We start from the raw sequence: 13,185 nt of genomic DNA, 5'->3' as shown, positions 1-13,185 counted from the left end.
GGCCTTACCCCGAGATCCGGAATCCGGGATCGATACCCCAGATGGTCAATGTCAGGAAGAGATTGGCGAACACCATCACGACGATCACCATTTTGATGGCACGCCCGGCCGCGACCCCGACACCTTCCGGGCCGCCGGTGGCGACATAGCCGTAGTAGCACTGGATGAACGTCGACAGCATCACGAACACCACCACTTTGAGCAGGGAGAAGAAGACGTCCGTGCCGATCAGGAACTGGAAGAAGTAGTGATCGTAGGTACCGGCCGCCGTTCCGCCCAGGAACAGCACCGTGATCTTGGTGGCCAGATAGGCGGTCGCGAGACCGATGCTGTACAGCGGGATGATGGTCAGGGTGGAGGCGATCATGCGCGTGCTGATCAGATAGGGAAGCGGGCGGATGGCGATGGACTCCAGCGCATCGATTTCCTCGGAGATCCGCATGGAGCCGAGTTGGGCGGTGAATCTGCATCCCGCTTGAATCGCGAAGGCCAAGGTCGCCAGAATCGGCGCGAGTTCCCTGGTGGTGGCGAAGCCGGAGATCGCGCCGGTGAGCGGCGACATCGTGAGGAGGTTCAGCGCCGTGAACGACTCCATGCCGACGATGATCCCGCCGAACGCGCACAAGATGACGACGACGCCGATCGTGCCGCCGCCCACGATGAGCGAGCCGTTGCCCCAGCCGATATCGGCCGTCAGCCGCGTCACCTCACGGCGGTAGTGCCGCAGGACGAACGGGATGGCGGCGAGCGCCTGGAAGAATGTGATGGCCTGGTGCCCCAGGCGCTGATTGGCGTGCACCGGCGCCAGCGCGGCTCGTCCGACGGTGCGCAGCGGTTTCAGCGCCGGGGGTGTGTAGCTGCTCGCCACCCTCACACCACCTTCGCCGGAAACAACGTGTTGTACAGCTGGGTGAGAATGATGTTGGTGGCGAACAGCATCAGTGCGGAACTGACCACCGCCGAGTTCACCGCGTTGGCGACACCGCCGGGACCACCGTGCGCGTGCAGACCGATGTCACAGGCGATCACCGCGGTCAGCACGCCGAAGATCGCGGCCTTCACCAGGGCGATGATCAGGTCGTCGGCCACCGCGAAGGAGGCGAACGAGCTGATGAACGAACCCGGCGTGCCGGATTGGGCGTACACATTGAACATGTAGGCGGTCGCGAAGCCGACGAAGACGACGAACCCGCAGAGCAAGACGCTCACCAGTACCGCCGCGGCGAGCCGGGGCGCGACCAGGCGGCGTACCGGGTCGACCCCCATCACCATCATCGCGTCGATCTCTTCCCGGATGGTGCGCGATCCCAGATCGGCGCAGATAGCCGAGCCGACCGCACCGGCGACCATCAATGCCGACACCAGTGGCGCGCCTTGGCGGATGATGCCCAATCCCGCGACCGCGCCGATGAATGTCGTGGCGCCCACTTGATTCACCAGGGCGCCGACCTGAATGGAGACAACGACGGCGATCGGAATGGCCACGAACACCGTCGGCGCCGCCGACACCCCGGCCATGAACGCGCACTGCTTGATGAACTCCTGGTAGGGAAATCGTCCCCGGACCAGCGAAACGAACAGTTGGACAATCGCTTCGCGGCCCAGAGTGACTTGACGGCCCAGCGTTTCCAGCGAGCGTTGAGGGTGGCGTCGCCACAATCCCGAAGCGCCGGCAACCAACTTCTCGATCTCGCCCGGTTCCAGTGGCGGTTGCTTGTCGGCAGGCGATCGCAGCGAGGCAGTCACTGGTGGCCGTTCCTTTCGATTTCTCGTCCGCCGCACCAGCGGCCGCCCCTCCGATGGCGCGGAGCGGGTGAAGTGTTACACACCGCACAGACGTCATACAAGGGATAAGTGATTGACAATTTCTTCCACGATCCACTACCGCCGCGGGCCTTCACCGGGCTGGCCCTCAGTCGAATACACTCGCCTGAACTGCACAAATGCCTTATTTATAGGCAGGCGCCCACTCCAGAGCAGGCCTCCACGAGACAGTAAGTAATCGGACATTCCTCACCGTCCACAAGGATGGACCAGGCGGATGACGCACTACGCGAGGCCCTCCAACCACCGCTGCAGTAGCACCACCAGTGCGACGAGCACCACACAGCCGGCCAGCAAGAGGCTGAGCACAGCCACCCACATCCCGGCGCGAAGGACGGGATTCACCTTCATCCGCCCACCGAGGATCTTCACCACGATCACGAGAACGTCGATGAGCCACACCACAGCCATCATCAGGTCATGCACACATTCGAGAAGGTGAGCACCGGCCAGCACACGATGGATCCCAGGAACGACATCACCAGGTCGATGCCGTGCATATCGCGGAGATGGCCGGTGTGGGTGAGCGTCCAGATCACCCCCGCCACCCCGTAGGGAACGCCGATGATGATGAGGGTGCCGAGGAACTCGGAGACCTTCATCTCGTAACCGAGTATCCGGTCGAGTCTCTTGAGCATGCGTCGATGCATCCTTTCGCTTCGATCCGCAGCTATGTTAGTCACAATTCTCATTGGATAGGAAGTCTTTCCGGCAATCAGGCGCTGAAGTGTCGAATCCGAGCAGTACATAGGACCCCGACGCCGGTCTTTCGCGGCCGCCATGTTGATGGCGATTCTCCCTAGCGCTTGCGCGGGGCCGCCTACGACTGGTCACCGAACGATCCCCGGCTCCCCGGCCTCGCGGACCGTACCCGGAACTGGTTCGCCGAGTACCACAGCCGATCCGAGAGCCGCCCCGTCGCCGACCCGGCCATGGCCCGATTGGCCGCGCAGTCCCTCCCCGGAGCTTCGTCACCGGCGTGGGACCGCCTCGCCCAGCTCATGAAAGACGAGCCCGGAGTCCGAGGCGGCACATCCGCCCCTCGAGACCGCTGAGGCGGCGGTAACCGTGCCGAGCGATCGAGGTCCCATCGCGTGCGATCGCCACTAGGCTGACGCCGACGAGAGCGCCGCAACACCGGTCGCGGTGTCGCGGAACGGCGCTCGTGGTCGGGCGCGGAAGCAGTGAGGTGTGCGGGATGCGGGACAGTCGGTGGCAGCGGGCGGTCGCGGCAGTCGTGTGCGGAGTCGGACTGGCGGCGGGGTCGTCGGTGAGCGCGGCGGCGGACACCGTCGATGACGCCGGTGTCGTGTGGTTGTGCAGGCCGGATCGGGTGGACGATCCCTGCGCGGGGAGTGCGGCGACGACGGTGCGCCAGGCGGGCCGACCCGATGTGCGCGAGGACCCGGCGCCTGCCGAGGATCCGGGGGTGGACTGCTTCTATGTGTATCCGACGGTGTCATCGGAGCCGACGCCCAACTCCGATACCGTCGTGACGCCGGAGGTACGGGCAGTCGCCGAGCAGCAGGCGGCCCGATTCTCCCAGGTCTGTCAGGTATTCGCGCCGGTGTACCGGCAGCGGACCCTGACCGCGTTGGCGACGGAGCGGACCTACACCCCCGAGCAGCGCGCGCAGATGTCGCGGATCGCCTACGAAGACGTCCTGCGGGCATGGCGGCAGTTCCTCGCGGAGCGCGAGAGCGGACGGCCGGTCGTGCTGATCGGGCATTCACAGGGCGCGCGCATGCTGCGCCAACTGATCCGCGAGGAGATCGAACCGCAGCAGGCGGTACGAGACCGGATCCTGTCGGCGATCCTGCTGGGTGGCAACGTGGTGGTGCCCGAGCACGGTGACGTGGGCGGCGACTTCCGGTATCTGCCGCTGTGCCGCAGCGAGGATCAGACGCGATGCGTGCTCGCCTGGCAGACCTTCGGCGCGACCCCGCCGCCGGACAGCCGATTCGGCCGCAACCCGATGACCCCGGAGCCGCTGCCACGACCGTACGGCCCCGGCTACGAGATCGCCTGCACCAATCCGGCCTCGTTGAGCCGCAACGAATCCCGCACCGCGGCGACCGTGCTCCGGAGCAATCCGGTGCCCAGCCCGCTCGGCGTCGAAGTGGCGCTTCGCCACGGGCCGTCCGCCGTCGTCGCGCCGACACCGTGGCTGGTCCCCGCCGAGAAGTACCGGCTCCAGTGTGTGCGCGGCGACGACGCGACGGCGCTGATGGCGACTCCCGAACCGGGCAGCCCCGAGCTGTATCCCGTCCCGGACGCGACCTGGGGTCTGCACCTCACCGACGTGGAGATCGCACTCGGCGATCTGGTCCGCATCGTGGCGTCCCAGAGCAGCGCCCAGCGCGCCGGGCATCGCTGAACATACGAGCTGCGACCGCCGACGAACCTCGGAAGAGCGCGAAAACCTCGTCGACTCGCAGTCCGTCTTATTCGGGGATTGTCGCTATCGCGTCGATTTCGACGAGTGCGCCGGGGCGGGCGTGTCCCGCGGTGGAGACGACCGTGATGGCGGTGCGGTGATCGCCCCACACCGATCGCGACGCCGCGTATCCCACCTGGGCATCGACTCCGTCGACCAGGTAGATGGTGAGTTTGACGACGTGCTCGGGACCGGTGTTCGCGGCGGCGAGCACGGTCAGCACGTTGCGCATCGCCTGGACGGTTTGCGCTTCGATGCCGTCGAGCAGTTCTCCGGTGCTGTCGGTGCCGAGCTGGCCGCCGACGTACAGCGTCCGGGCGGCGGGTGCGATCACGCCCTGCGTGAAGGCCGGGTTCCGGTGCAGTTCCTCGGGGTCGAGATGCGTCGTGGTCACGGGTCTCCTCATGGTGGCGGGGCCGGTATGCGTGTAGAGGTCGCGCAGCAGGCAGACCTCGGACAGGTGGTGGATCAGCTCGCGGTGGATGTGCAGCACCAGGTCGGCCATGGGCAACTCGGGAAAGGGCTCCTTCGCGCCGATCGGCTCCCGGAGGGCGGCCGGTCCGAGACCGCTCACCCCGGCCAGCCAGGTGTCGATCTGGGCCTCGAGCTGGTCGAGCGCGGTGGCCGCGTCGCCTGCGTACTCCCATGTCTCGTACGACGCCGCCGGCGCGCCGAAGTGGGCCGCGTTGCGTGCGGCGAGCACGCCGACGATGACGTGACCGAGTCGCCAGGCGATGGTGGTGAACGGTGCGGGAACCGGCTCGGGAAGGGCGAAGTCGATCGTGAAATCGCCCGCACCGGCCTGCACGGGCGCCGTCGAAGTGCCGCGCGGCCGCACGTTCCAGGCGTCCGGCACCGGCGACCAGAAGTACTCGTCGTCGGTGAGGCCGTGGAGCCGGGGCCGGAGCTGCCGGGTCCAGTGGAACTCCCACTGTTCGCGCAACGTCTTGTTCCAGTCGAGTTCGTCTGCGTCCATGCCGCCACCCTGACATGCCCAGCGGACAGAATCGGTCCGCTATTTCTGGCAGGCTGAGCGACATGGAGGCGGCGAGCGCTGGCGAGCGGGGCACGACCGAGCGGGTGCTGACGCTGCTCGGGTTGCTCCAGCAACGCGAGGTCTGGACCGGGCCCGAACTCGCCGACCGGCTCGGCGTCACAGCGCGCACGATCCGGCGCGATGTCGAGCGCTTGCGCACGCTCGGCTACCTGGTGCATGCCGACCAAGGTGTCGGCGGCGGTTACCGGCTCGGCCGGGGGCAGGACCTCCCGCCGCTGCTTCTCGACGACGAGGAAGCGATCGTCACGGCGGTGTCACTGCTGGTCGGCGCGGGTGGCGCGGTCGCGGGCGCCGGCGCCGCCGCACTCCGAGCGCTGGCCAAACTCGACCGGGTCCTGCCCACCCGGTTGCGGCACGAGGTGCGCGCGCTCTCCGGCGCGGTGGAGTCCTTCGGCGGAGGCCGCGCCCCGGTCGACCCCGGCGTGCTCATGACCCTGGCCAGAGCCTGTCGCGACGAGGTGGAGGCGGGCTTCGACTACCCCGCCGGGAGCGAGGTGCGACGGCGGCGGGTGGAGCCCTACCGCCTCGTCGCCTCCGACCGCCGCTGGTACCTGCTGGCCTTCGACCTCGATCGCGACGACTGGCGCAGCTTTCGCGTGGACCGGATGACCGATGTGTCCGCACGGACGTGGCGTTTCCGCCCCCGCACGGCGCCCGAGGCGGCGGCGTACGTGCAGGAAGGGGTGGCGAGCCGGGTCTACCCGCATCGCGCCCGCTTCCTGGTGCACGCCTGCGCCGACACCGTGCGCGCGCAGATCCCCGCGTCGGCGGCGGTGGTGCGACCACGCGGCAGCGAGCGCTGTGAAGTGCTCAGCGGCGCCGATGACAGCCTCGACATCGTGCTCGTGCACATGCTGTTGCTGGGGCACGACTTCGAGATCCTCGACCCTCCCGAACTCGGGCGGCGCAGTCACGCGCTGGCGCAGCGGCTGCTCTCGGCCGGGGCGGCGATCGCACCGCCGGAGGTCGAGGAGTCGTGAACCGGCTCGCGGGATCGCGGCGCCGCGTGCGCTGGTCGGGCTGCAGCCGAGCCACCGCGGATGAAGCGCCGCGCCGGAGTTCAGCCGGACGGATTCAGTCGGGTCGTTCGTGGACGGTCAGCAACAGATGATCGAACCGGGTGCGCTGCTGAACCGGCCCGCCGCCCTGCGCGACGACCGCGGCGACGAGTTTGGCCGCCAGATCGCGCAGTTTGGTGTTGGTCTCCTGCGAGCGCCACTGCAACACCCCGAACGCCTGCTCGGCGTTGATCCCGTAGATGAACATCAGGATGCCTTTGGCCTGCTCGATGACTTCCCGTGCGGCCACGACCTCCGGCAGCGTCTCCTTCAGCACTTCCTGCCGGTTCTGGTCCAGCCGACCGGTCAGATCCACGTAATAGCCGGTGGTGCCCACGGTCGCGCCGGTCGAGTCGTGCAATCGATCCCCCACCACCAGCACGTGATGCACCCGGCCTGCCACATCGATGATGCGGTGCCTGCTGCAGAACGGCTCACCGGTCCGCACCGCCGTGGCCAGCGTCTCCGCGACCGTGGCGCGGTCGTCCGGATGCTTGTGCGCCAGCAGCAGTTCTGTGGTCGGCTCCACCGTCCCCGGCGCGTACCCGTGCAACCTCGCGACCTGGTCCGACCACTCCCAACGGTGGTCGGCGAACCAGAATCGGAAGCTTCCGATGGTCTCCAACTCCTGCCGCTCACCGTCGGCGGTCTCCGCCGGGCTTTCGCTGCCAAGATGCGCCGTCTTCGTCACCACTCGATCATTCCCTCCCTCGGGCACCGGGGATGAGAAATATCGCGCGCCGGTCGGGGCGAACGCTGAGGCACGTCTACCTCGCCCCAGCGTCCAGCACACGAACTGTGTCGCGGGCGGCGAGGGGTTCGTAGTGGTCGGTGAAGAGTTTGGCGACGAGTTCGCCGCGGCTGGCGACCCCCACCTTCTCGAAGACGGCCTTCACGTGGTCGCGGACGGTGTGCGCGGAAAGGAAGAGCTGGGCGGCGATATCGCTGGTGGCCAGGCCACGGGCGATCAGTTCGGTGACCTCCAGTTCGCGTGGGGTCAACTCGTAGGCGGCGACCACCAGGGACATGACCTCGGAGGGTTTGGCCGGTGCGATCACCATCGCGGTCATCCCGGGACGCCCGTCGGCGCCGTGCAGGCAAGAGGCGTGGCAGACCAGCCAGCGGCCGGTGCTGGAGCGGATGCGGATGCGAGAGTTCTCACCGGTCGATCGGGCCCGGCCCGCGGTGCTGAGGATCCAGACCGGCAGCGGGAGCGCGATGCCGGTGGCGGTCGGCGTCGTCGGCCCGGGCGGCATCTGGGCGAGCAGGTGACGAGCCTCGTCGTTCAGTGACACCAGCCCGCCGGTCTGGTCGAACAGCAGCATGCCGGGCGCGTCGGCGAGGTGCGTGGCCGACAGCTCAGACGACCGCGCGAAGCTGCGCAGCCGCCGGGCCATCGGTGTCGACAGCGCGTTGACCACCTCGATATCGGCGGCCCGGAACGGGTTGCGGCCGCGCTCCCGGAACAGGCTCAGCTGCCCCCACGGCTGCCCGTCTACTCGCAGCACGGCACGCAGTTCGTCCTCGAAACCGCGCGGGCACATGAAGCTTCGATACAGCGGGCTGAGGGTAGGCCGGTCGCCGGTCACCTCCCGCAACCCCGCCACCGGCACCGAAGCCAGCGCCAGATCGCGGAAGAGGTTCACATGCTCGGCGAAAAGCTCTGATTCCCAATAGGTTCCGCAGCCGCCCTCGTGCAGGTTCTCCACCCGCACCGGCGCGGTGGTCAACCCGTTGATCGGATCGGTGGCCACCCAGACAGCGGCATCGAACGGCGTGATCCGACGCAACCGGTCGGAGGTCTCGGCGAACAGCGCGTGCGCGTCGGGCGCTTGCGCGATGCCGGTGCACAGCGCGTCGACGGCGCGCCGAGTTGGGGTGGTCATCTTCGTCATCCTGCTGTCGCGCCCGTTCACCCGCCATCCCGCATATGAGGGATAAGCCGCAGGCTCGAGGCGAAATTCCCTCGATCGCGGGATGCCGGTACGGGCCGGGGGCCGCCGAGGCTGGTCAGCGCACGGCAGAGGCGGAACGGAAAGGCCACTACGCCGCAGCCGTGCGCACTGCGCACCTCGACGAAAGAAGGCACAACCATGCGTATCGGCATCATCGGCGCGGGCGCCGCGGCGGTCGCGTTGCTCGACGCGCTCACCGCCGCCGACCGGGCGCCCGGCAGTATCACCGTGTTCGACGGCTCCCCCGCCGTATGGCGCGGCCGCCCGTACCAGCCGGACCTGGAGGCGGTGCGGGTGAACGCCCCGCCCGCCCTGATGTCGGCACGCGCCGACGACCGCGGCCACTACGAGCGCTGGCTGCGCGACCGCGGCAACGGGGCAGGGCGCCTCGACGAACGTCCCGGCGCGCCCCTCGTCGGGGAGGAGCCGCCCCGCGAACACCCGGAACGGACCGCGCGCACCGCCACCTCGCGGTTCGACCCGAACGAGGACACCGGCCGACGCGTCGGTGACGGCCTGGTCCAGGCATCCGCGGCCCGCGTCGTCGAGCGGAGGTGGCGCGGTGACGATCTGGAGCAGTACCTCGATGAAGGTCTGGGCGTTCCCCTCGTCCCGCGTGGTGTCTACGGCGCGTATCTGGAGCAGACCGCGCACGCCGCGATCTCGCGGTTGCGCGCCCGCGGCGGGCGAGTGAGCGTGGTGAACGCCCGGGTTACCGGCTTCACCCGCGAGAGCGGCGCTGTGCTGCACACCGACGACGGCGGCAGCCATCGGGTGGACCGCGCCGTCCTGTGTGTCGGAAGCGGCCGTCCCCGCGACCATTACGGCTTGGCCGGCGCACCCGGATATGTGAACGAGCCCTACCCGCTGGCGACCACAACGGCCGATGTGGCCTCCAGCGCGCACGTCGCGATCATCGGCAGCGGACTGACCGCGGTCGACATCGCCGCGGCACTGACGGCCCACGGCCATACCGGGCCGATCAGCTTCCTTTCCCGCAGCGGCGTGCTGCCGTACGTCCAGCAGCGGCCGTTGCCCCTGGCGCCGAAGCACCTCACCCCATCCCGGGCGCTGGAACTGGCCGGGCAGGGCACGGTCCCCGTCACCCGGCTGGTCGAACTCATGCGCGCCGAACTGGCGGAACTGGGGCAGGATTTCGAATCCTTCGCCACGGAGATCATGGAAACCGAGACCGAGGAACCGGCCACCCGTCTGCGCCGCCAATTGGACGCGGTCGATTCACCTCACCAGGGCCGCCGCCTGCTGACCATGGCGATCCGGACCATGGGTCCGATCCTCTGGCCAGCGCTCGCCGAGCACGACCGGACGATGCTGCGCGAGAGGTATTTCCGGACCATCAGCAGCCTCAGCTCCCCGATGGTGCCGCACAACGCGCGAATCATCCTGCGCCTGCTGGACTCCGGGCAGTTACGGCTGCGACCGGGTGTCAGGAAGCTGGCGGCCCGGCCCGGCGGTGGTTTCACGGTGTTCGACGGCGCCGACCGGCCCGCCGACATGGTCTTCAACGCCGTCAACCCACCCGCCTACACCACACCGCAGGAGACCGAACCGCTCCTCGGCGCACTGATCGCCACCGGCGCAGCGGAACTCGCGCCGACCGGCGGTCTGCGCATCGAGTCCGGCACCCGCCGCCTCCTCGTCGGCGACCACCCCGACCCCACTTGGCACGCCCTCGGCAACCTGGCCGCGGACTCGATGTTCATCGCCACCAATCCCCCCGGCCTCGCCGCCGAAGCCGCGAGCCTCGCAAACCACCTGACGATTCCCTCCGTCAAGTGATCAGCCGTGCCCGAGCCTCGAATGCGGGACGGACCCTGGCGAACCGACTGCGGAGCGGTGGCGGCGTCTACACCGGGCTCGTGGACTCGAGCCGGAGCCGCCCCTTGCCGGACTCCGAAGCGAGATCGACCATGCGGATGGCAAACGACTCGTCTACGAACTGATTTCGGTCGGCAGCTCGGCAGCCCTGCCCGCTGGTCGTTCAGGCAGCGGTGGCGGCTGCCGATGCATCAGTCGTGTCGAAGATCTTCCGGCGCATTCGCCCCGGTGCGGCACGGATGTCCTTCAGGAGGCCGTCGATCCGGAGGGTGGCTTGCTGCTGATCGAAATAGCTGCCCGAGGAACTGGTGACCACCATGAACAGGAGCGCGACAGCTACCCCGGCGGTTCCAGCATGGCGCAGCGACAACTGGTGGGTGCGGCACACGAATACCGCGGACCCGAACAGCACAGCAGATCCGCCGATGAATTGGACGAAGGACAACAGGGCTTGACCGCGATAGCGCCCGTGCCGTTTACGCTTCGCGGTGCGAAGGCGCACCGCCCGCAACGTGAGCACGACAGCGTCGACGGTGAGGAGCGCGGCCACCATGATGCCGAAGATCGGCAGCCGCGCGCTGACGCCCCCGGCCTGGCCGATCAGAACCACACTGCTGCCGGTGAGCACTACTGAGAGGAATAGCCCGCAGTGGCCGAGGCTGATCACCGACCCGAGAATTGATCCTCGTGCGATCTGTTCGAACCGGGGGATCAGACGGTGCGCAGAAGTGCCGAGCGGGGCGTCGCGAAACTCCACGGCCTGCTCGGAGTCGGTGACGTTCTCGTTGTCGGCCCGTCGATGTCGTGTACGAGGAAGCACGTCCATCCGTCGTAGCGAATACATCATGTGGTGCCGCTCTGGGAGTGAGTGCATTCTGGATCGGGCGCACCACGCCGACCTCGATCGGACGGGAGTTCGGCGTCGCGGTTGCCCACCGCCGGGCACATCGACGGCAGCTCCAGCCGTGGTTCGGCCGACTGCATCGACGTCAGGGCATCGAGGGCCGAGGCGGGGCCGCCGTTCACCGGTCGGCTCATCCGCTCGCGCACGGCCATCGACGGCCGTTGCGGGGCCGACTCCTGCTCGGGCGAGCCGGTCGGCCAACGGGGTATGGTTAGCTCTATGAACACTCAAAGGTTGCGAATCTGCCGCGATTTGTGTGTTGTGATGTTGTGACCAACACTTCCGGAGACGCGTATCCCCTCGCGGACACGATGACCACCACGGTCGCGGCGCACGACGGCGCGACGGTGCTGACGGTGGCCGGCGAAGTCGATCTGGCGACAGCTCCCGCGCTGGAGAACGCGATCGATGCCATTCTCAGCGGCAAGCCCGCGGCCCTGATCATCGACCTCACCTCGGTCAGCTTCCTCGCCTCGGCGGGCATGGCGACGCTCGTGGCAGCCCACCAGCGCGCGGGCTCGACCACCTCGATCGCGGTCGTCGCGGAGGGCCCGGCGACCAGCAGGCAGCTGAAGATGACCAGCCTGGATCAGGTGTTCGCCCTGCATTCGACGCTGGACGCCGCGCTGGCGGCGCTCCGCCAGAGATGACCCCCGCCGCTGCCGCCGTCGCACCCGCGACGGCGGCAGCGTCTTGTCTCAGACCAGTTCGCGCAACTGTTCGATCAGCTTGACGCGCTCGGCGGCGGTGGCCGCCATCGGGACCACGTTGAGGACCGTGACGCCCGCCTCCCTGAAGGCCGCGACCCGCTCCTTGACATAGCCGGCCGGGCCGACCAGGGAGATGTCCCGGACAAGCTGGTCCGGCACCGCCTTGGTCGCGGCCTCCTTCTCCCCCGCCAGGTACAGCTCCTGGATGCGGTCGGCCTCGGCGCCGTAGCCGTATTTCGTGGCCAAGGTGTGGTAGAAGTTCTTGCCCTTGGCGCCCATGCCGCCGATGTAGAGCGCCAGATGCGGCTTCACGAACTCCAGCAGCGGGTCGACGTTGTCCCCGATGGCCAGCGCCGGGCCCGCGTAGACGTCCAGGTCACCGAGGACCGGATCGCGCTTGGCGAGACCGGCGGTGAGCGAGTCCGCCCACACCTCCTTGGCCTTCTCCGGCAGGAAGAAGATCGGCTGCCAACCCTCGGCGATCTCGGCGGCCAGTTCCACGTTCTTCGGGCCGAGCGCGGCCAGCAGCACCGGAATGCGCTCGCGCACCGGGTGGTTGATCAGCTTGAGCGGCTTACCGAGGCCGGTGCCCCGGTCGGCGGGCAGCGGGATCTGGTAGTACTTGCCCTGATATTCCAGGCGCTCGCGCCGCCAGACCTTCCGGCAGATCTCCACCAGTTCGCGGGTGCGGCCGATCGGCGCGTCGTAGGGCACGCCGTGGAAGCCCTCGATCACCTGCGGGCCCGACGCGCCCAGCCCGAGCACGTAGCGTCCGTCGGAGACGAAGTCCAGGCCCGCCGCGGTCATGGCGGTCAGGCTCGGTGTGCGCGTGTAGAGCTGCAGGATGCCGGAGGCCAGCTGCAGGGTGGTGGTCTTGGCGGCCAGGTAGCCGAGCGCGCTCACCGCGTCGAACGAGTACGCCTCGGGCACGAACACGATATCCAGGCCCGCCCGCTCGAGGTCGGCGACTTCGGCCGCCGCCTCTTTGAAGCCCCCCGAGTAGTTGATGCTCAATCCGATCCGCATAGCACTCAACATAACGGCGGGTACGTCCCGGCCGCGCACCGGCCGGGTGCGAGCCCGGCAAGGCGTGGTCACGCCCGAGGCGGCGGCGCCACGGGGTAGCGTCTACTCGTAGTCCTTCCTCGCCGTAGAACGAAAGGCAATACGCACGTGTCGCAGCCCAGCTCGTCGTCCACGGAAACTGCGCCGTCCTCCGGCGAGGTCACCCTCGCGCAGTACCTGGGCGATCTGGCCGCCAAGATTCCCGCACCGGGCGGCGGCGCGGTGGCGGCGTTGCACGCCGCGCAGGGCGCCGCGCTCGTCGCGATGGTCGCGCGCTACACCACTCGCGCCAAGGACGCCGAGAACCGGCCGGTGATCGACCGGATCATCGAAGCC

General features: G+C 68.4%; 14 protein-coding genes and 1 pseudogene. 5 read left to right on the top strand and 10 right to left on the bottom strand.

All coding sequences use genetic code 11. From position 1 onward, the window contains the following. Positions 1-4: 4 nt before the first annotated feature. The 4 genes from NG1_RS19185 to NG1_RS19170 all read right to left on the bottom strand — a co-directional run bounded on the left by NG1_RS19185 (position 5) and on the right by NG1_RS19170 (position 2,462). On the bottom strand, positions 5-868 hold the full coding sequence (locus NG1_RS19185; RefSeq protein WP_040867264.1) for an ABC transporter permease: 864 nt from the start codon (positions 866-868) through the stop codon (positions 5-7). 2 nt (positions 869-870) lie between these two features. Next, positions 871-1,704, bottom strand: a complete 834-nt coding sequence (locus NG1_RS19180; RefSeq protein WP_040867357.1) for an MlaE family ABC transporter permease — start codon at positions 1,702-1,704, stop codon at positions 871-873. A 345-nt stretch (positions 1,705-2,049) separates the two neighbouring features. Then, the gene (locus NG1_RS19175) at positions 2,050-2,238 is read right to left on the bottom strand and encodes a hypothetical protein (RefSeq protein ID WP_062972706.1); all 189 of its coding nucleotides are present in this window, start codon (positions 2,236-2,238) and stop codon (positions 2,050-2,052) included. Continuing rightward, positions 2,238-2,462: a hypothetical protein gene (locus NG1_RS19170; protein ID WP_040867268.1), complete on the bottom strand. Its 225-nt coding sequence runs from the start codon at positions 2,460-2,462 to the stop codon at positions 2,238-2,240. Before NG1_RS19170 ends, NG1_RS19175 begins: the two co-directional genes overlap by 1 nt. 560 nt (positions 2,463-3,022) lie before the next feature. Between NG1_RS19170 and NG1_RS19165 the strand changes: the two genes are divergently transcribed. Then, positions 3,023-4,201: a DUF3089 domain-containing protein gene (locus NG1_RS19165; RefSeq protein ID WP_062972704.1), complete on the top strand. Its 1,179-nt coding sequence runs from the start codon at positions 3,023-3,025 to the stop codon at positions 4,199-4,201. Positions 4,202-4,268: 67 nt separating this feature from the next. Here the strand turns inward: NG1_RS19165 and NG1_RS38405 are convergent, their stop codons facing one another. Both NG1_RS38405 and NG1_RS38400 read right to left on the bottom strand, forming a co-directional pair. Next, positions 4,269-4,667 carry a RidA family protein gene (locus NG1_RS38405; protein WP_084499039.1) on the bottom strand — a complete coding sequence of 133 codons (399 nt, stop codon included), beginning with the start codon at positions 4,665-4,667 and terminating at the stop codon, positions 4,269-4,271. Next, positions 4,653-5,237: pseudogene (locus NG1_RS38400) on the bottom strand (DinB family protein); the annotation flags it as partial. The pseudogene NG1_RS38400 and the gene NG1_RS38405, both read right to left, overlap by 15 nt. A 62-nt stretch (positions 5,238-5,299) precedes the next feature. Between NG1_RS38400 and NG1_RS19155 the strand changes: the two are divergent. Continuing rightward, a complete protein-coding gene (locus NG1_RS19155; RefSeq protein ID WP_062972702.1) occupies positions 5,300-6,298 on the top strand; it encodes a helix-turn-helix transcriptional regulator in 999 nt (332 codons plus the stop codon). A gap of 94 nt (positions 6,299-6,392) precedes the next feature. On the opposite strand, the gene NG1_RS19150 is transcribed toward NG1_RS19155, so the two are convergent. Next, positions 6,393-7,067 carry a PAS and ANTAR domain-containing protein gene (locus NG1_RS19150; RefSeq protein ID WP_062972700.1) on the bottom strand — a complete coding sequence of 225 codons (675 nt, stop codon included), beginning with the start codon at positions 7,065-7,067 and terminating at the stop codon, positions 6,393-6,395. Positions 7,068-7,143: 76 nt separating this feature from the next. Then, positions 7,144-8,262: a LuxR C-terminal-related transcriptional regulator gene (locus tag NG1_RS19145; RefSeq protein WP_062972871.1), complete on the bottom strand. Its 1,119-nt coding sequence runs from the start codon at positions 8,260-8,262 to the stop codon at positions 7,144-7,146. A 207-nt stretch (positions 8,263-8,469) separates the two neighbouring features. Here NG1_RS19145 and NG1_RS19140 point away from each other — a divergent pair, with 207 nt between their 5' ends. Next, positions 8,470-10,131 carry an FAD/NAD(P)-binding protein gene (locus NG1_RS19140; protein WP_062972698.1) on the top strand — a complete coding sequence of 554 codons (1,662 nt, stop codon included), beginning with the start codon at positions 8,470-8,472 and terminating at the stop codon, positions 10,129-10,131. Between the two features lie 202 nt (positions 10,132-10,333). On the opposite strand, the gene NG1_RS19135 is transcribed toward NG1_RS19140, so the two are convergent. Beyond that, positions 10,334-10,927, bottom strand: coding sequence for a hypothetical protein (locus NG1_RS19135; protein WP_157114125.1), 594 nt, complete (start codon positions 10,925-10,927; stop codon positions 10,334-10,336). Positions 10,928-11,385: 458 nt separating this feature from the next. Between NG1_RS19135 and NG1_RS19125 the strand changes: the two genes are divergently transcribed. Continuing rightward, positions 11,386-11,724: an STAS domain-containing protein gene (locus tag NG1_RS19125; RefSeq protein ID WP_062972869.1), complete on the top strand. Its 339-nt coding sequence runs from the start codon at positions 11,386-11,388 to the stop codon at positions 11,722-11,724. A 48-nt stretch (positions 11,725-11,772) separates the two neighbouring features. Here NG1_RS19125 and NG1_RS19120 read toward each other — a convergent pair whose 3' ends face one another. Further along, entirely contained in the window at positions 11,773-12,810 is a 1,038-nt protein-coding gene (locus NG1_RS19120; protein WP_040867281.1) for an LLM class F420-dependent oxidoreductase, read from the bottom strand. Positions 12,811-12,957: 147 nt separating this feature from the next. Between NG1_RS19120 and NG1_RS19115 the strand changes: the two genes are divergently transcribed. Continuing rightward, a partial coding sequence (locus tag NG1_RS19115) for a cyclodeaminase/cyclohydrolase family protein (RefSeq protein WP_174554915.1) occupies positions 12,958-13,185 on the top strand: 228 nt, incomplete at its 3' end.

Origin of the sequence: Nocardia gamkensis NBRC 108242 (genome assembly GCF_001612985.1) — a bacterium.
Taxonomy (GTDB): domain Bacteria; phylum Actinomycetota; class Actinomycetes; order Mycobacteriales; family Mycobacteriaceae; genus Nocardia; species Nocardia gamkensis.
Note: the sequence above shows the minus strand (reverse complement) of the source record. Positions and strands in the feature narration are given on the sequence as shown.